The following is a 15,940-nucleotide window of genomic DNA, read 5'->3' on the forward strand; positions in this document are numbered from 1 at the left end:
CCATCGGGAACTCAAGACCTATTATCTGAACATCGTGTTAGTTGTCTTTTTAGAAAATGTCATAACAGGTCTCAATGTGATGTGCCGGGCGACGCTCTCGTCACATCTATGGGCTCTCGAAAGGCGTTTTGGCCGTCACCTATCCTATATCTGTTCGACCCTTGGGGTAAATTGAAGTCGCAACACTCAGCGACGATCTCCCATGATTAGTCCAGTTCGTATCTATCGATCCGAACCTCTTCGGAGAACGGGTAAATCGAGATGTAATCGAAGTTCCCGCTCATCTCGTAGTGATCTTCGTCACCGCCGCCGACATACCCTTCGACCCAGCCGTCGTGTACCCAGTCGTTGTGTTCTTGTCCCCCATCACCTTCTATCTTGTCGGTGACATAGATGCTATAATAATTTACACTTCCACCCGAATTGGACGCATCGGTCACCTCGAGTTCCCAGTCAGTGGAACTGTTGCCGGCTCCCTCACACGTGTAGGTGAGCTGCGGTCCACAGCCCTTATGGACATCATCGCATGCCCAATAGCCTGAGCTTGCTTCGAGATACGTTATCTGGGCGTCGGACGACATCCGGTACGTGTCTGTGTCGCCCCAAACTGATCCCCAGATATTTGTTCCGTCATGACGGCAGTCGGTGCTAACAATATCATCGTCATCGATGTCGACGGCTTCAACGTCGCAGCTGTTGATGCCAATGGCGTACTCGATCTTTCCGCTATCCTCGCTCCCCATCCGCTCAGTTTCTGTGATGTGGAACAACCGGTCTGATGACGCACTCACGACACCGCTTAGCGCACTCGTCCCAACTGCCACTCCCGGGACCGCTTTCAGGAATTGTCGTCTTTTCGGACGTATACATATACACTTACGTTACCAATTATAATAAGCATTAGGGTTTAAAAACTATTCTATATATCGATAATTGTAACGTCTCGGCGAGAACCGACCGCGATAGAGAATTGTAACTTCCAATTACAAAGATGGTATTCAGTTACCCGGATCACAAGTATCACCTATACATCTCCTTAGTAAGAGATTCCCGACCAGAACGATAACGCCGATATCCCCATTACCACCGCGGCGATCGAGGGTGTCATACTATCTGTGATACCAAGTGCGAAGAAATAACGCCGGAGCCGACTATTGCATCCACTGTAGAATCGATTGGTAGCTTCGTCAAACGGGTAGCTGGAATTGACTTGGGAGAGGAGCCTTAGTGGTTTTTACTATTATTTTGGCGTCTCGGAACTATCAAATCCAGCATCTCCCAAGCTGGTGTACGGCCAATTCAGCGCTTGGTTCGGTCGATCGTGGATTTACTCGCACCTGGGCCAGGCGTTTCGCACGGAATGCGTCGCTGCCCACTCGACAGCATTGTCCTCGCCGGCCCCATCCGTCCCACCTACTCGTCCGGCTTCTCACCGAATCCAACTCGCTCCGCGTCGGCCAGACACCGCCCGGTCGCCCCCTCGAGATCGAACTCCCGCACGATCTCCCCGTCGCGGACGAGCGGTTCGAGCAGCGATTCGCCATCGTCGGGGCCGTCACCGTCGGCCAGCGTCACGTGATGCCCACCTTCGGGGGTGCGGTAGACGTCCTTGACGCCCGAGAGCTTGCCGCGCTTGGAGACGGCCTCGCCGTCGACGCTGACGATGTCGAGGGCGAAGTCGATCGGGTCCGCGCTCGTGACGGCGCTGCCGACGCCGAAGCCGTCGGCGACGTCGCGCAGGGCGCGGAGCTGGGTGGGACCGAGCCCACCCGAAAGGAAGATGTCGACGTCCTCGTGACCTCGGGCGTCGAGTTCCCAGCGCACCTCGCAGACGATGTGGCGGAAGTCGCCGCGTCGAGAGCCGGTCGTGTCGAGGCGGACGCCGTCGAGGGCGTCGCCCAGCGTTGCCGCGGCCAGCAGGGACTCCGACACCTCGTCCCAGAACGTGTCGGTCAGCGCGATCCGCGGGGTGTCCTCCGGGACGGCCGCGTCGAACGCCCGCCAGGCCTCGGCCTGGTTGCCCTCGCCGAAGCAGAACATGAGCGCGTGGGGCATCGTCCCGCCCGCCTCCCGGCCCAGCATTTCGCCCGCGGCGACGTGTGAGAAGCCGTCGAGGCCGGCCACCAGCGCGGCGCGTTCGACGACCGATCCGAGCGCCGGGTGGAGGTGGCGGGCCCCGAAGGAGAGGACCGTCGACTCGGGAGCTGCCAGCCGACACTCGAGGGCGGCCGTCGCGAACCCGCTGGGCTGGGAGAGGAGGCCGAGCAGGGCGGTCTCCAGCTCGGCGAATTCGAGATACGGCCCCTCGATACGCATGACGGGGCCGCCGTCGAACAGCGTCCCGTCGGGGAGCGCGTCGACGTCCACCCCGCGGCCCTCGAAAAGGCGCGCGGCCTCGGCGACGCCGGTGAGGACCTCGAAGGCGCCGGTCGGGAACTGGTCGGCGGTCACCTCCGCGACCACGCGCGGGTTTCGGTCGGCGTGCTCGAGCGTTTCGCGTGTGCGCTCGAAGTAGGCGTCGGTCGCTCGCCCGTTCCGGATGGCCTCGGCCGGAACGGTACCGAACGGAGTCGTCATGACCGAGTGTTCTCGACGGGGGATCAAAGTGTATTCGTCCTGGAACGGTCGGCGGCCTCGTCGGAACCGACCGTCCCGGCGGAAAGAGGTTCGCTCGCACCATCCGCGCGACACGGCGGTCCGTCCCGGGGCGACCACCCGCGTCGGCCACGTACCCGCCCTACCGCCGTCGTGCGAGGCCGACGGCCAGTGCGAGTCCGACGAGGGCGACGGTGGGGCCGAATCCGGGCAGCGACTCGCCGTCGTCGCCGTCACCACCGTCGGCGCCGTCGCTCTCGTTGCCGTCACCGGCGCCGTCGGAACCGTCCGCCTCGGTCTCACCGTCGGCGTCGAACACCGGGTGGTCGATCTGCTCCGCGTCGCTCGATCCGGTCGGTTCGTGAACGGCCGAGAGTTCGTCGGCCGACGGCGCGCGGACGATCCGGACCGTCGAGCCCTCGTGCGAGACGTGATAGGCGCCCGGATAGGTCTCCTCGAGGCGAAGCGTGTTCGCCGCGTCGGCGACGGGTTCGGCGCCTTTGAGTCCGAGCAGTTCCAGATAGGCGTCGCGGAACTCGGCGGCCTCGGTTTCGTTCGTCCACTCCGTCCGCCAGACGTAGCCGCTCTCGTCGGCCGTCCGCGCGTCGGTCGTGTAGACGGCGAGGCCGTCGCCGGCCCAGCCGTCCGTGATCGGCTGGGCGTACTCGTAGGTCTCGCCGCCCTCGGGCGTCCGCGAGACCCAGTCCTGGATATCGATGACCGAGCCGCTCAGCTGGCGCTGGACCGAGTCGTGCATGAACATCGAGACGAGGCCCGCCTCGCCGACGCGTTCGACGGTCGCGCCCTGGTCGGCCTCGAGGCGCGACCACTCGTCGGTCGACCGATCCGCGGGGGTCGCGTTGACGGGCTCGCGCTCGGTTCCGGGGTGGATCACCTCCGCCGTGCTCGCGGGCGGCTCGTCGTACCGGGCGTCGACGGCCTCCCAGCCGCCCCGATCGTGAACGTACTCGACGAAGTCCGGTCCCTCGTCGTAGGGCATGATCAGCTGGAAGTACTGCCCCCAGACCGCGGGCTGCTCGCCGCCCGGGGACGCCTCGGGTTCGAGGCACGCCCAGTCCTCACCGCACCGATCGACGTACGCGTCCTCCGCGAACGAGGCGCCGCCCTCGATCAGCCCGTTGATCGCGCCGTCTTCGTCGAGCGTCCGGCGGTCGTACCGGGTAATGTTGAAGTGCTGGTCCTGCAGCGCGTGAACGAGTTCGTGCCCGAGGGTGTTCTCGGCCACCTCGATCTCGTCGGTGCTGTCGGAGACGATGACGATCTCGTCGGTCTCCGGGTCGTAGTACCCGCCGACGGAGCCGCCGTAGAGTTGCTGGTAGGCGTCGACGGCGTCGGTATCGCGACCGGCCATCAGGTAGGCCTCGTAGCGGACGTTCTCGAGGAGTCGATCGGAGTCGGTCAGGTTTCCGAACAGGTCGTCGGTCTCGTTCCGGAAGTCATCACGCGTGATGAGTTCGACGTCCGGGACGGACTGGAAGGTCAACCCGCGAACGACCTCCGCGCGTGCCATCGACCGGTGGACGACGGTCTGTAGTTCGGATTCGTTTACGTGAGCGCCCTCGCGATCGTCGACGGGCAGCTCGTCGTCGTGCCAGTAGCCCCGGACGTAGCCGATCGTCTCCTCCATCGAGGGATCCGACTCCCGCTCGCCGGACTGGAGCGCGCTCGACGGTCCAACCGACATCGTCGACGGCTGGCCGGTGACGCCGGGCTCGACTGTCGACGAGGTGACGTCCTGGGCGGTGGAGGCTGTATCGGCGGGCGAGGCGGTCGCGCCGGCGCCGACGGCCCCTGCCGAGAGCGGGACGGCGACGAACGATACGACGACGAGAAACGAGAGAAGACACGCGCGAATCGTATTCATCGATAGCTGGCCGGGCTTTGGGCGGACGGACCAAAAGAATCCCGGTCGTCGGCCCGACGACCGGGAGCGTTCGACGTGAGCGTTATTTGCCCGACGCCCCTACCGACGCGTATGACGCTCGATCCCGACCGCACGGCGGTGGTCGTCGTCGATATGCAAAACGACTTCTGTCACCCCGACGGGGCGCTCTACGCGCCGGGGAGCGAGGCGGTGGTCGAGCCGATCGCCGACCTCGTGACGCGGGCGGACGCCGCGGGCGCGTCGATCGTCTTCACGCGAGACGTCCACCCGCCCGAGCAGTTCGAGGGCGCCCACTACTACGACGAGTTCGAGCGGTGGGGCGAACACGTCCGCGAGGGATCCTGGGGCGCCGAGATCGTCGACGACCTCCCCGCCTCGCGGGCCGATCACGTCGTCGAGAAGCACACCTACGACGCGTTCCAGCGAACCGAGTTCGAGGGGTGGCTGCGGGCCCGCGGGATCTCCGACCTGCTCTTCTGCGGGACGCTCGCGAACGTCTGCGTGCTCCACACGGCCGGGAGCGCCGGACTGCGGGATTTCCGCCCCGTCCTGCTCGAGGACTGCATCGGCGCGATCGAGGACGACCACCGCGAGTACGCCCTCGACCACGCCGAGTGGCTCTTCGGCGAGGTCCGCGAGAGCGACGCGATCGAGTTCGAGCAGCGGTCGACGGAACCGGGTGCGTAAGCCCCCGGTCGGCCCCGCAGACGGCGTCGTTTTTTGGAGCGAGTCGCAACCGTTATTCTCACTCGCGAAAACCGTCGAACGATGGCTGCGCCCGCGCCCACCGTCGTCGACGAAACCGAGCCGCTCGCGTTGGATCTTCGGGAACTCAGGCCCCGGCCGTCCCACGACCGGGTTCTCCTCGTCGAGCCGACGTACTTCGACGTCACGTACGCGATCAACCCGTACTCGGGGGGCGACGTCGATCGCGATCGCGCGTCCGCGCAGTGGAACGGGCTGTCCGACGCCTACGACCGGTACGCCGGGTCGGTCGCCGCCCTCGACCCGGACGCGGTGCTGGATCGCCTCCGGAGCCAGGAGCCGCCGTCGGTCCTGGAGGGTCCGGTCCCCGAACCGGCCGACCGGCCCGACCTCGTCTTCGCCGCGAATCTCGGGCTGGCGACCGCCGAGGGAGACGGAATCGTCCTCGCCTCGATGGCGACCGACGAGCGCCGCGGCGAACCCGCCTACCTCGCGAGCTGGGCCGAGCGGGCCGGCTACGAGGTGCAACCGGCCCCCGACGGCGCGTTCGAGGGAACGGGCGACGCGCTGTGGCACCCCGGCCGACGCCTCCTCTGGGGCGGCTACGGCGTTCGCACCGAGCGCGCGGTCTACGACGAGCTGGCCGACCGGCTCGACGCGCCGGTCCTCGCGCTCGAACTCACCGACGAGCGCTACTACCACCTCGACGTCTGCATGACGCCGCTGGACGCCTCGGCGGTACTCATCCAGCCCGAGGCGTTCGCCGACGCCGGTCGCGACCGGATCGCCGACGTCTTCGAGACGGTGCTGGAGATTCCGGTCTCGGAGTCTCGGGAGGGCATGGCCGGCAACGCCCACTGCGTCGACGGCGAGCACGTCTTGCTCCCGGCGAACAACCCGGAGACGGAGTCGATCCTCGCGGACGCGGGCTACACCCCGGTCCCGGTCGACGTCGGCGAGTTCGAGAACGCCGGCGGCTCCGTGTTCTGCCTGTCGCTCGAACTCGGGCGGCCGGCCTGATCGACGGGCGCACGACGGAAACCCTCGACGACCGATCGGGCGTTGTGGCCGGCACCGAACGGCCAACGCCGGGGTTAGAGTCGTCGCCGCCCGATCGCCACCGCTGCGAGTCCGACCGGGACAGCGATCCAGGCCAGCAGCGTGGTCGCGAGGACGCCGGGTGAGAGCCCCGCCTCGGCGAGAACGCTCGCGAACCCGGCGTCACCGCCGGCGCCGAGCGATCCCAGGACCAGCGCGCGGAAGACGCCGGTCGGGTTCGAAAGCACCATCGCGGAGACGGCCGCTTCGGAGAGGTCGAACGCGGCGATCAGCCCCAGGCCGAGCAGGTCGTGGACGAGCACGAACCACGCCCAGACGAGTAACGAACCCCCGAGGGCGTGGGTCTTCTCGCTGGCGATCGTCGAGACGAGGGCGCCGATCGCGAGGAACGCCAGGCCGAGCCCGACCGTCGCGAGCAGGAACCCGACGTACGTGTCGGCGCCGTCGATACCGTACTCAAGCACCAGGAACCCGCCGGCGATGCCGAATCCGACGATCGTCGCACTCGCGAGGACGACCGCCCGACCGAGCGCCGTGCCGACGACGATCCAGGCGCGCTCGACCGGCAGCGCGAACAGCGTCTGGAGCCACCCGCTCTCCTCCCGGCCGACGACGGCGTCGTAGCTGAACGCCAGGGCGACCAGCGGAACGAGGTAGACCGCCAGCACCGCGAGGCTCGCGACCGTCCGCCCGAACCCCGCGGGACCGACGCTGGCGCCGCTGAAGGTCGTCAGGCCGAGCGCGAACGCGGCGAAGACGCCGATCAGCCCGATCGGCCACCGGCTCCGGATCGCCAGCCGGTACTCCGTCCGGCAGACGACGAACGTCTGCCGGTACCAGTCCCCGGAGCCGGCCGCCTCGCCGACCCCGCTGGTCGCGAGCGTGCCGTATCCCCCGTCGGTCCGGGTAGCGGCGGACCCGTCCCCGGGGCGCGAACGGGGCTCGTCACGCTCCGGGTCCGTGACCGCCTCGTTCGGACCGGGAACTGCGTCGTCCGGACCGCCGTGTTTCCGGCCGTCGGTCATCTCGAACGCACCTCCGCTGGTCCAGCAGCCGGCTCGGAGGCCGCCCCCGCATCCTCGCCGGCGAGCGCCTCGCGGAAGGCCGCTTCGAGTCCCGGCTCGCGAACCTCGAAGCGGTCGAGCTGGTCGTACTCGAGCGTCGAAAGCCGTTCGAACGCCGTCTCGCGGTCGCATTCGACTTCGATCGTCCCGTCGGTCGTCGCGACGTCGCCCCAGTCCTGCACCGCCGCGAGGAGTTCGGTTCGCGCGTCGCTTCCGGGCCCGCCGGACGGCGCGAGGACGACCGTGACGTCGTGGCCGCCGGCCGTCCGAAGGGACTCGACCGAGCCGGAGGCGCGAAGCTGTCCGTCCTCGAGGATGGCGACGTGGTCACAGAGCCGCTCTACCTCCGAGAGGACGTGCGAGGAGAGAACGACCGTCGCGTCGGTCTCACGGTCGATCCGCTCGACGATCTCGTGGAACGTGGCGACGCCGCGTGGATCGAGGCCGGCCGTCGGCTCGTCCAGGACGAGCACCGGCGGGTCGGCAAGTAGCGCCGCGGCGAGCCCGAGCCGACGACCCATGCCGTTGGAGTAGCCCGCGACGGACCGGTCGGCGGCGCCGGTCAGGCCGACGGTGTCGAGCGCGCCGCGAATCCGCCGTTTTCGGTCGTCGATCCCACGAATCTGGGCCTGGACCTCGAGTACCTCGCGGCCGGTTAATCCCGCCGGGAATCCGGCGTGTTCCGGCAGGAACGCGACCCGCTCGCGAACGCGGTGGCCGGCGTCTTCGACGTCGAGGCCGCCGACCGCGATGCGGCCCGCCTCCGGTCGGTCGTACCCGACGAGGAGTTCGAAGAGCGTGGTCTTGCCAGCGCCGTTGGTTCCGAGGACGCCGAACGTCGAGCCCGACGGGATCGTCATCGAGGGCCCGTCGAGCGCGACGACGTCGCCGTATCGCTTCCGGACGTCAGTGATCGTGATCTCCATAGTAGGACCTCCAGTCGTCGTGGGGTGAGTCGGCGAGCGGTCGGTGATCGACGATCCCGGGCGATTCGACGACCGGGAACGAACTCTCGGCCAGTTTCACCGCGTCGAAGGCGGGACTCTCGGCAAAGACGGCCGCCTGCGGCTTCTCGCGGACCAGTTTCTCGACGGTCCCGGCGGGTCGGTGGCGGACGTCGCTGCGCCCGTCATCCTCGAGGTCGACGATCTGCGCGTTCGCCCAGAAGTTGCCCCGCTCTGAGTCGTTCCAGCTCGTCTGGGCGGTCGTCTCCGCGAACGCGGCCGCGCCGTTGGCGATGAAGCTGTTGCCCGAGACCACCTCGCCGCGGCTGCCCGCGGTGATGTGGATTCCGACGTCGTTCTCCAGGACGAGGTTCGACGCGATGCGGATGTCCTGAGAGTTGTGGACGTAGAGGCCGTTGCCGTTGCCGACGAGGTCGTTTCCGACGATCTCGCTGTCCTCGACGTCTTTGACCAGGATCCCGTGGCCGCTCGTCCCGTCGTTGTTCACGGCGGTGTTGTTCGCGAGGGTCAGCCGCTTCGAGACCATCAGCGCGAAGCCGACGTCGTTGTCGAACGCGACGTTGTCGACGAGGCGGTTGTCGTTCGAGTACATGTAGTGGACGCCGTAGCGCACGTCCCACATCGCGTTGCCCTCCGCGACGACCTCCGCTGCCCACTGGTAGTAGATCCCGTCACGGACGGTCGTGATCGAGTTGTTGGACAGGCGGGCGCCGGTGGTTTCCCAGAGGTGGATGCCGTTGCCGCGTTGGGCCAGCGGGACGTCCTCGCGCCCGGCGACGATCGAGTCCTCGACGGTGACGCCGGTGACGGTGCCGATCCAGACGCCGAATTGGATTTCGGTCAGTCGCAGCGACGACAGGGTGGCATTCGACCCCTTGACGGCGACGCCGCTGTCGGCGTCCCCGCGTTCGTAGCCGGCGTCGCGGATCCAGACGTTTTCGACGGTGACGTTCGGCGCGTCGATCACGACGACGCTTCCCTCGCCACCTCCGTCGATCACCGCGGCGTCCCGTTCGTCGGCCGCGAGCGTCAGGCCCGGCGTGTCGACGGTGACCCGCTCGTCGAACTGGCCGTCGAGGACGATCGTGTCACCTGGTTCTGCAGCGTCGACGGCCCGCTGGACCGAGTCGAACGTCCGGCCGTCGAGGGTCGCGACGCCGTCGGTCTCGGGGTCGTCGACGTCGTGGACGGCCGGGACGTCCCCCTGCCAGCCGTCGACGCCCTCGGCGTCTGCGGACGATCCCGTTGCGGCGACGGCCGCCGCAGCCAGCGCACCGCCCAGGACAACGACGGCGGCGACGAGGAGTGCGCCCTCTCTCACGGCCGCTCACCTCCGTGATCGACGGGCGGGTTCCCGGCCGGTTCCCGCAGCGTGTCGGTGCCGCCGTCGTCTTCTGGTTTCAGGGGCGCGTCGGTGTCGCCGTCGTCTCCCGGTCCGTCCCCGATGCGTTCGCCGAGCCGGCCCCACCCGCCGCGCAGGAGGGCGGGCGCATCGGTGATCGTCGCCGGCGAGTTCCGGAGCGCGACGGCGATGCCCAGCAGCGCGACCGCGGCGACGGCCATGTAGCCGCCGGGACCGAACCAGGCGGTCCCGCTGATGTTGGCGACCTCGTAGGTGCCAAGCAGCGGGGGGGTGAAGCCGTCAACGCCGTTGAGTGGGGCGTCCAGATCGAGCGAGTGGCCGGCCTGGTGGAGTCGGTACTGGATGATCGCCCCCATCGCCGCGAAGATCGCGACCGCGGCGGCGAACAGGGCGGTGAGTCCCCGCGAGAGGGCGTCCGTCGGGAGCGCCGCGACGAGCACCGAGGCACCGGCGAGGCCGAGGAAGACCACCGGCCCGAGAACCCACTCGGGGACGGCGACGGCCTTCTCGTGGACCGCGTAGTTCGGATCGGCGTGGACCGGGTCCGGGTAGTAGAACCCGACGTACTTGTTGAGGGCCCGAACTTCCTCCCAGTCCCCGCCGATCGCCGGGTGTGCGTAGAGTTCGACGACGAGCTGGTCGACGTACTGGGGCGCCGAGAGCGTGATCCGCCACATCGGCATCCGTAACGCGAGCACGAACAGGACGGCTGCGACGATCGGGAGCAGCCGCCTGAGTTCGAGGGATCGCTCGAGGCGAGCGAGGGACATCGTGATCACTCCGCGGGTTCGACGATCAGTCGGGAGCGCATTTCGAGGTGCAGTGCGCTACAGAAGAACGCACAGTACATCCAGTAAACGCCCGCCTCGTCGGCCGTGAACGTCACTTCCCGGGTCTCCTGGGGCGCGAGCTTGATGTTGACGTCGTGCTCGGGGATGGCCAGGGAGTGTAAGATGTCGGTGGTGTTCTCGATGTTGGTCACCGTGAAGGTGACTTCGTCGCCTTCCGTAACGGTGACGTCGGTTAAGCCGAACTCGTTGCGCATCGAGTACATCTTGACGTGCACGCGGCCGTCCTCTCGGATCACCTCCGACTCGCCGTGTTCGACGAACTCCTCGTCGTAGTCCGCGGGATCGTACACCTTCGCGGGGTCGAGCTTGTCGGCGCTGACGATCGAGGCGTCGTGGGGTTCGGCGTAGGACGGCGTGTCCTTGACGAGACGCATTCCCTCCTCGTCGTCCCCGATGTAGATGAGCTGGTCGTTCTCGGGGTGCATCGGCCCGACGGGCAGGAAGCGGTCCTTCGAGAGCTTGTTCAGCGAGATCAGCCAGTCGCCTTGCGGATCCGCCGTGTACGATTCCGCCGCGATCAGGTGCCCCGGATTGTAGTGGACGTCGATCTTCTCGACGATCGGGTCGGTCGACTGGGGATCGGCGTCGACCGCGGCCTCGATGTCCCACTTGACGACCTGGGAGTCGATGAACAGCGTCGTGTAGGCGTGGCCGCGCCCGTCGTAGGCGGTGTGCAGCGGCCCCATCCCGAGCTGCGGGCGGCCGACGATGGCGTCGTTCGGATCGTCGACCTCGGCCAGCGCCTCGATGTCGATCACCGAGCAGGTCGGATCGAGTTTGCCGCTCGCGATGGCGTACGTTCCGTCCGGGGTGACGCTGACGCCGTGGGGGCTCTTCGAGACGTCGAGGTAGCGAACGATCGGCCGGTCGCCTTCGTTCAGCGAACTGTCGCGGGTACCGTCGACGACGGGGACGCCGCCGATCTCCTCGTAGTCGCCGGCCTCGACCGCCGCTTCGATGGCCGGCACGTCGAAGGCTTTCACCCAGTCGGTGTCAGTCGAGGACATCTCGCTCTCGGTGGTAGCGTGTTCGCTGTTGTAGCCCGTCGCGAAGAACCAGCGGCCCTCCTTGCCGCCGTCGCCGTTGTCCATGTTGCCGTCGACCAGGACTTCCCACTCGACGTTCATCGTCTCGGGATCGATCGCGGCGATGGTCGACGTGTAGTTCTCGGGATCGTCGAGATCGCGCCCGTCGTTGGGCATCGGAACGCGTAACTCGCCGACGCCGAAGACGTACTTCGTGTCCGGCAGGAGACAGCAGGCGCCGTGGGTCCCCTGCTGGTTCGGAATGTCGACGATGGCGTCGGTTTCGAAGTATTTCAGGTCGATCCGGGCCATTCGGCCGTTTGCCTTGTCGTTGACGAACGCCCAGCGGCCGTCGTAGTCGTTGTCCGTCTGGCTCACGCGCGGGTGATGCGTGTCACCCCACGAGTAGCCACCCGCGTTCTCGAGCATCTCCCTCGTCCGGTCGTCGTACCCGTAGCCGCGGGCGCTCTCGGCGTTGAACACCGGAATCCGCATCAGCTGCCGCATCGACGGGATGCCGTAGACGCGGATCTCGCCGGTGTGCCCGCCAGAGAGGAACGCGTAGTAGTCGTCGTGTTCTCCCGGCTCGACCTCGGTCTTCACGTCATCGAACGAGGTCGAATCCTCGGTCTCGAGCACTCCCGCACAGCCGGCAAGCGACGTTAGCGCGCCGGTCGCGGCGCCGGCCTTCACGAAATCGCGCCGCGGGATGCGGGCGAACAGCGGATCGCGATCGCTCGCGTCGGTCGTACTGCTCGTCTCGGTCGGTCGGCCGTCGAGTTCGCTGGATCGGGTCATTGGTCTGGTATCGCGGGTTCGTCACCGGTGCCATCCGCGAAATGGCTGGTACGGGATCGGCGGTGCCGACATCCCGATCGGTACGGGTGATCCTCGGGGAGTCCACGATATTAGACCGGAGATCGATTCCTGCCGAGCGATAGCGGCCCTGAATGTGTTCGGGAGTATACTCGTCTTCGGAGCGCACGAAGATGGTAGGTTGGACAGATCGGTGATCGAACGGGCACCCCGAGACGGTGCGACGCTAGTCGGACCGGAAAATGCGATACGATCCCTGCCCGGTCGCGACCTCGCGCGTCTCGCCGTCGGGCGTCGTGCTCTCGACGGCGACCTCGCTGACGCCGACTGTCGAGCCGACGCGGATCACGTCCGCCGTCGCCGACAAATCGCCCGTCGCGGGTCGCAGGTAGTTGACGTTCAAGTTGATCGTGGCGACGCCGGTCTGGACGGGGTAGTCGAACTTCGTCCGCAGGACGAGTCCGCCGACGGTGTCGACCATCGTCGCGGCGACGCCGCCGTGAATGTCGGGCCGGCGGTCCGTCTGCCCGCCGTTCGGCCGGGTGTTGGTCAGTTTCTCGTCGTACGGAATCGAGAGCGTCATCGTCCCCTCGCCGACGTGCTCGACGGCCATTCCGAGCCACGAGAGGAACTCGTGATGCTCGTCGATGTGCGCCTGCAGGGTGTCCCGCATCGCGTCGTACTCGTCGCTCATACCCGTCCCTGGGCCGCCCGGGTGCTAAGACCTGCGCTTTTCCGGATCGACGCGTTGAACGGCGTTTGTTCGACGAGGCTGACGGGAGTGGGCCCGGGCTAAACGCACTATTCTGAATCGCACCTGAAAATACTACTCTATCGGGCTCCAATCACCGAGCGTATGCCCTCCAGCTCGAACGATCACGCAGCGAAACTCACTCGCCTCCGGGACGTCGCGATGACCGTCAGAGGGCCGAAAAATGCGCGAGAGATTTCCGAGGCGGCCGACCTGTCCCCGAACACCGCCCGGAAATACCTCGACCAGCTCGTCGAGGCGGGCGTCCTCGAAACGATCGACGCCGGTCGCGAGACGCGCTACGCGCCGGATCGAAAGCGCCAGTACCTCGATCAGCTCCGGGAGTTGATCGAGACGTACGCGAAGGACGACCTCGCGAACGAACTCGACGCGATCAGAGGCGACGTCGACGACTTCCGGCGGACGTACGACGTCGAAACGCCGGACGAGCTGCGCGCGAGCGTCGGTGCCGACGGCGTCGACGCGCCCGATCGCGAGCAACGCATTCGCGACGCCGAAGACTGGGCGTACTTCGAACAGCGCGCGACCATGCTCCAGGAGGCGATCACTCTCTACGACTCGCTCGACGCGGCCGGTCGCGACCGCCCGGGCGTCTCAGTATAGATGGTTCCTGGCGTCCCCGGCGATACGCATCTCGATCGGTACGAGATCCACAAGCGATTTCGAAACCGACTCGAGCGCGCACCGTTCGTCGAACACGTCCGAGCGCGACCGAGCCCGATGCGCCCGACCCGTCTCGTCGCTGCGATCGATACCACGACCTGGTTCGGGACGGAATATCGGTCGGACGCGGCCACGCTCGAGATCGAGTGGCGACCTCGCGACGGGCGCGACTGGTTCCGGATCCAGTACACGGAGGCGGATGCGGACTGGTCGTGCGGCTGGTACCAGGACGATTCGCACGCCGACCCCGGCCCGAGCCACTTTCAGGTGGATTGTGAACGCTGGGACGGATCACGACGCGATCCAAGTGACTTCGACGACCCGAACCCGATGGCGGTGCTCGAGTGCAGTCTCGAGACGCTCGAACGACGGGTGCCAACGCTGCCCGGGCCAGGTGCCGCGACGTAGACCGGGCTGCATCGCAGCCCGGCGAAGATCACTTCCGAACGACCGACACCTTGACGCAGTCGCCGACGTCGAAGGGCCGATCCGGACAGATGAGTTTCGCGCCGAAGTCCGCGTCGCGGGCGCAGTAGAACGAGAGGCCGTGTATCGGTTCGCCGTTCGCGAGGGCCGTCGCGTCCTGCCAGTCGATCGTCCGCCCCGTCGCCCCGCCGAGTTCGTCGCCGTTCAGGGAGACCGGTCGCGGTTCGAAGCCGTCGTCGACGGGGCCGGATCTCGTGCCGTCCGGCTCGAGGACGCCGCCGGTCTCGTAGTGGGGCAGGCCCCCGTCGAGGACGCCGCCGTCGTCGGCCGCGATGCCGGCCCACTCCTCGCCCGGATTCGGATGAGCGGGCGCGTCGAGGATGGCGTAGGTGTCGCCGGTCGCGACGACGGTGCCCTCGCCGTTCCACGCGACCGGTCGGAGGTCGACGCCGACCTGGACCGGGAGCGACCCCGTCGCGCGGTGGAGGTGCTGGTCCGGCCGGCGAAACCCGAGGTGGAGGTGCGTGCCGACCCAGGGGGCGAAGAAGCCGGCGCGGACGAGTTCGCCGAGGTCGTCGCCGATCGCGACGCGGTCGCCGGCCTCGACGGCCGGATCGACGTGGAGGATCCTGGCGACGAGGCCGGCCGCGCCGGCGGGTTCCTCGACGTCGACGAGAAGTAGATGATCGAACTCGGGCGCGTAGAGTTTCGGCGGGGCCCGGACGGTCCACGTGTCGCGGACGACCCCGGCGACGGGGGACGGGGAGCGGGTCGCCAGCTCGGACGCGGGATCGCTCGTACCGGGGTAGAGGTCGATCGCGCAGCCGTCGCCGTGGGCGGGGTACGGCGAGTTGTACAGCGAGAAGCGCCGGTAGTGCGAGAGGGTCGATTCGTCCACCGTCACGGCTTCGTCTCCGCCGAACCGGTCGACCGGCCCCGTGGTCATCGGTCGCACGTGCGGAGCGCGTACGTTTACGTCATTCGGCCTCGAACGGCCGGCCGTGACGACAGTCGTCGTCCGGGGCCGGGCCGAGACCGTCGACGCCGACCGCGCGACGAGTCGCGACCTCCTCGACCACGCCCGCGGGGGCGGTCGGGCGGTGCGCGTCTGGACCCCGCACCGCCAGGTGGCGTTCGGCCGTCGCGACGCCAATCGGCCGGGGTACGAGGCGGCCCGGGAGGCCGCCAGGAGCCACGGATTTCGGCCGGTCGACCGTCCCGTGGGCGGTCGGGCGGTGGCGTACGACGGCGAGACGACCCTCGCGTTCGCCCGCGCCACCCCCGTCGACGACCTCCGGACGGGCATTCGGGATCGGTACGACGACATCACCGCCGACGTCGCCGACGCGCTGGAGAACTGCGGGGTGGTCGTCGAGGCGGGCGAGCCGACCGACTCCTTCTGTCCCGGGACGCACTCGCTCCGCCTCCCCGACGGCCCCAAAGTCGCCGGGATGGCCCAGCGAGTCACCGCCGACGGCGCGCTCGTCGCGGGGATCCTCGTCGTCGCAAATCGGGACGCCCTCGCCGCCGTCCTCGACGACGTCTACGCCGCCCTCGACGTCCCGCTCGACCCGGATTCGGTCGGTGGCGTGGCCGCGTCGGCCGAGGTCGGTGCGGCCGAGCTGCGGCGAGAACTGGAAGCGGGGCTCGTCGGTGAGGGGGAACCGGCTCGCGTCGAGCGGGCCGGCGAGTGAGTCGTCTCCTGCCGATCGACGGTGTCCGGCGAGCCT

General features: G+C 67.6%; 15 protein-coding genes. 5 read left to right on the forward strand and 10 right to left on the reverse strand.

The window, feature by feature from the left end; genetic code table 11:
• Positions 1–206 precede the first annotated feature (206 nt).
• The 3 genes from MXA07_RS17865 to MXA07_RS17875 all read right to left on the reverse strand — a co-directional run bounded on the left by MXA07_RS17865 (position 207) and on the right by MXA07_RS17875 (position 4,480).
• Positions 207–743, reverse strand: coding sequence for a hypothetical protein (locus MXA07_RS17865; protein WP_247729944.1), 537 nt, complete (start codon positions 741–743; stop codon positions 207–209).
• A gap of 670 nt (positions 744–1,413) precedes the next feature.
• Positions 1,414–2,577: a nicotinate phosphoribosyltransferase gene (locus MXA07_RS17870; protein WP_247729945.1), complete on the reverse strand. Its 1,164-nt coding sequence runs from the start codon at positions 2,575–2,577 to the stop codon at positions 1,414–1,416.
• Between the two features lie 160 nt (positions 2,578–2,737).
• Positions 2,738–4,480, reverse strand: a complete 1,743-nt coding sequence (locus MXA07_RS17875; protein ID WP_247729946.1) for an Hvo_1808 family surface protein — start codon at positions 4,478–4,480, stop codon at positions 2,738–2,740.
• Between the two features lie 111 nt (positions 4,481–4,591).
• Between MXA07_RS17875 and MXA07_RS17880 the strand changes: the two genes are divergently transcribed.
• Entirely contained in the window at positions 4,592–5,188 is a 597-nt protein-coding gene (locus MXA07_RS17880) for a cysteine hydrolase family protein (RefSeq protein ID WP_247729947.1), read from the forward strand.
• A gap of 81 nt (positions 5,189–5,269) precedes the next feature.
• The gene (locus tag MXA07_RS17885; RefSeq protein ID WP_247729948.1) at positions 5,270–6,226 is read left to right on the forward strand and encodes a dimethylarginine dimethylaminohydrolase family protein; all 957 of its coding nucleotides are present in this window, start codon (positions 5,270–5,272) and stop codon (positions 6,224–6,226) included.
• Between the two features lie 74 nt (positions 6,227–6,300).
• Here MXA07_RS17885 and MXA07_RS17890 read toward each other — a convergent pair whose 3' ends face one another.
• From MXA07_RS17890 to MXA07_RS17915, 6 genes are all read right to left on the reverse strand, one after another.
• Positions 6,301–7,290: an ABC transporter permease gene (locus MXA07_RS17890; protein ID WP_247729949.1), complete on the reverse strand. Its 990-nt coding sequence runs from the start codon at positions 7,288–7,290 to the stop codon at positions 6,301–6,303.
• Entirely contained in the window at positions 7,287–8,255 is a 969-nt protein-coding gene (locus MXA07_RS17895; protein ID WP_247729950.1) for an ABC transporter ATP-binding protein, read from the reverse strand. The genes MXA07_RS17890 and MXA07_RS17895 overlap by 4 nt, the downstream gene beginning before the upstream one ends.
• A complete protein-coding gene (gene nosD, locus MXA07_RS17900) occupies positions 8,236–9,615 on the reverse strand; it encodes a nitrous oxide reductase family maturation protein NosD (protein WP_247729951.1) in 1,380 nt (459 codons plus the stop codon). Before nosD ends, MXA07_RS17895 begins: the two co-directional genes overlap by 20 nt.
• Positions 9,612–10,427, reverse strand: coding sequence for a hypothetical protein (locus tag MXA07_RS17905; protein WP_247729952.1), 816 nt, complete (start codon positions 10,425–10,427; stop codon positions 9,612–9,614). The genes nosD and MXA07_RS17905 overlap by 4 nt, the downstream gene beginning before the upstream one ends.
• A gap of 5 nt (positions 10,428–10,432) precedes the next feature.
• Positions 10,433–12,331 carry a TAT-dependent nitrous-oxide reductase gene (gene nosZ / locus MXA07_RS17910; protein ID WP_247729953.1) on the reverse strand — a complete coding sequence of 633 codons (1,899 nt, stop codon included), beginning with the start codon at positions 12,329–12,331 and terminating at the stop codon, positions 10,433–10,435.
• A 244-nt stretch (positions 12,332–12,575) separates the two neighbouring features.
• A complete protein-coding gene (locus MXA07_RS17915) occupies positions 12,576–13,043 on the reverse strand; it encodes a PaaI family thioesterase (RefSeq protein WP_247729954.1) in 468 nt (155 codons plus the stop codon).
• A gap of 162 nt (positions 13,044–13,205) precedes the next feature.
• Here MXA07_RS17915 and MXA07_RS17920 point away from each other — a divergent pair, with 162 nt between their 5' ends.
• Positions 13,206–13,724, forward strand: a complete 519-nt coding sequence (locus MXA07_RS17920; protein ID WP_247729955.1) for a winged helix-turn-helix domain-containing protein — start codon at positions 13,206–13,208, stop codon at positions 13,722–13,724.
• A complete protein-coding gene (locus MXA07_RS17925) occupies positions 13,725–14,192 on the forward strand; it encodes a hypothetical protein (RefSeq protein WP_247729956.1) in 468 nt (155 codons plus the stop codon). It begins immediately after the preceding gene.
• A 28-nt stretch (positions 14,193–14,220) separates the two neighbouring features.
• Here MXA07_RS17925 and MXA07_RS17930 read toward each other — a convergent pair whose 3' ends face one another.
• Entirely contained in the window at positions 14,221–15,156 is a 936-nt protein-coding gene (locus tag MXA07_RS17930) for a DUF8155 domain-containing protein (RefSeq protein WP_247729957.1), read from the reverse strand.
• A 55-nt stretch (positions 15,157–15,211) separates the two neighbouring features.
• Between MXA07_RS17930 and MXA07_RS17935 the strand changes: the two genes are divergently transcribed.
• Positions 15,212–15,904, forward strand: coding sequence for a lipoate--protein ligase family protein (locus MXA07_RS17935; protein ID WP_247729958.1), 693 nt, complete (start codon positions 15,212–15,214; stop codon positions 15,902–15,904).
• Positions 15,905–15,940: the final 36 nt, after the last annotated feature.

Origin of the sequence: Halovivax limisalsi (genome assembly GCF_023093535.1) — an archaeon.
In the GTDB taxonomy this organism is placed as follows: Archaea; Halobacteriota; Halobacteria; order Halobacteriales; family Natrialbaceae; genus Halovivax; species Halovivax limisalsi.

Coding starts and splice junctions, on each gene's coding strand:
- MXA07_RS17875 (WP_247729946.1), bottom strand. CDS start 4,480: ATGAATACGATTCGCGCGTGTCTTCTCTCGTTTCTCGTCGTCGTATCG.
- MXA07_RS17880 (WP_247729947.1), top strand. CDS start 4,592: ATGACGCTCGATCCCGACCGCACGGCGGTGGTCGTCGTCGATATGCAA.
- MXA07_RS17920 (WP_247729955.1), top strand. CDS start 13,206: ATGCCCTCCAGCTCGAACGATCACGCAGCGAAACTCACTCGCCTCCGG.
- MXA07_RS17895 (WP_247729950.1), bottom strand. CDS start 8,255: ATGGAGATCACGATCACTGACGTCCGGAAGCGATACGGCGACGTCGTC.
- MXA07_RS17890 (WP_247729949.1), bottom strand. CDS start 7,290: ATGACCGACGGCCGGAAACACGGCGGTCCGGACGACGCAGTTCCCGGT.
- MXA07_RS17870 (WP_247729945.1), bottom strand. CDS start 2,577: ATGACGACTCCGTTCGGTACCGTTCCGGCCGAGGCCATCCGGAACGGG.
- MXA07_RS17865 (WP_247729944.1), bottom strand. CDS start 743: ATGGGGAGCGAGGATAGCGGAAAGATCGAGTACGCCATTGGCATCAAC.
- MXA07_RS17885 (WP_247729948.1), top strand. CDS start 5,270: ATGGCTGCGCCCGCGCCCACCGTCGTCGACGAAACCGAGCCGCTCGCG.
- MXA07_RS17925 (WP_247729956.1), top strand. CDS start 13,725: ATGGTTCCTGGCGTCCCCGGCGATACGCATCTCGATCGGTACGAGATC.
- MXA07_RS17930 (WP_247729957.1), bottom strand. CDS start 15,156: ATGACCACGGGGCCGGTCGACCGGTTCGGCGGAGACGAAGCCGTGACG.
- MXA07_RS17905 (WP_247729952.1), bottom strand. CDS start 10,427: ATGTCCCTCGCTCGCCTCGAGCGATCCCTCGAACTCAGGCGGCTGCTC.
- MXA07_RS17915 (WP_247729954.1), bottom strand. CDS start 13,043: ATGAGCGACGAGTACGACGCGATGCGGGACACCCTGCAGGCGCACATC.
- nosZ (WP_247729953.1), bottom strand. CDS start 12,331: ATGACCCGATCCAGCGAACTCGACGGCCGACCGACCGAGACGAGCAGT.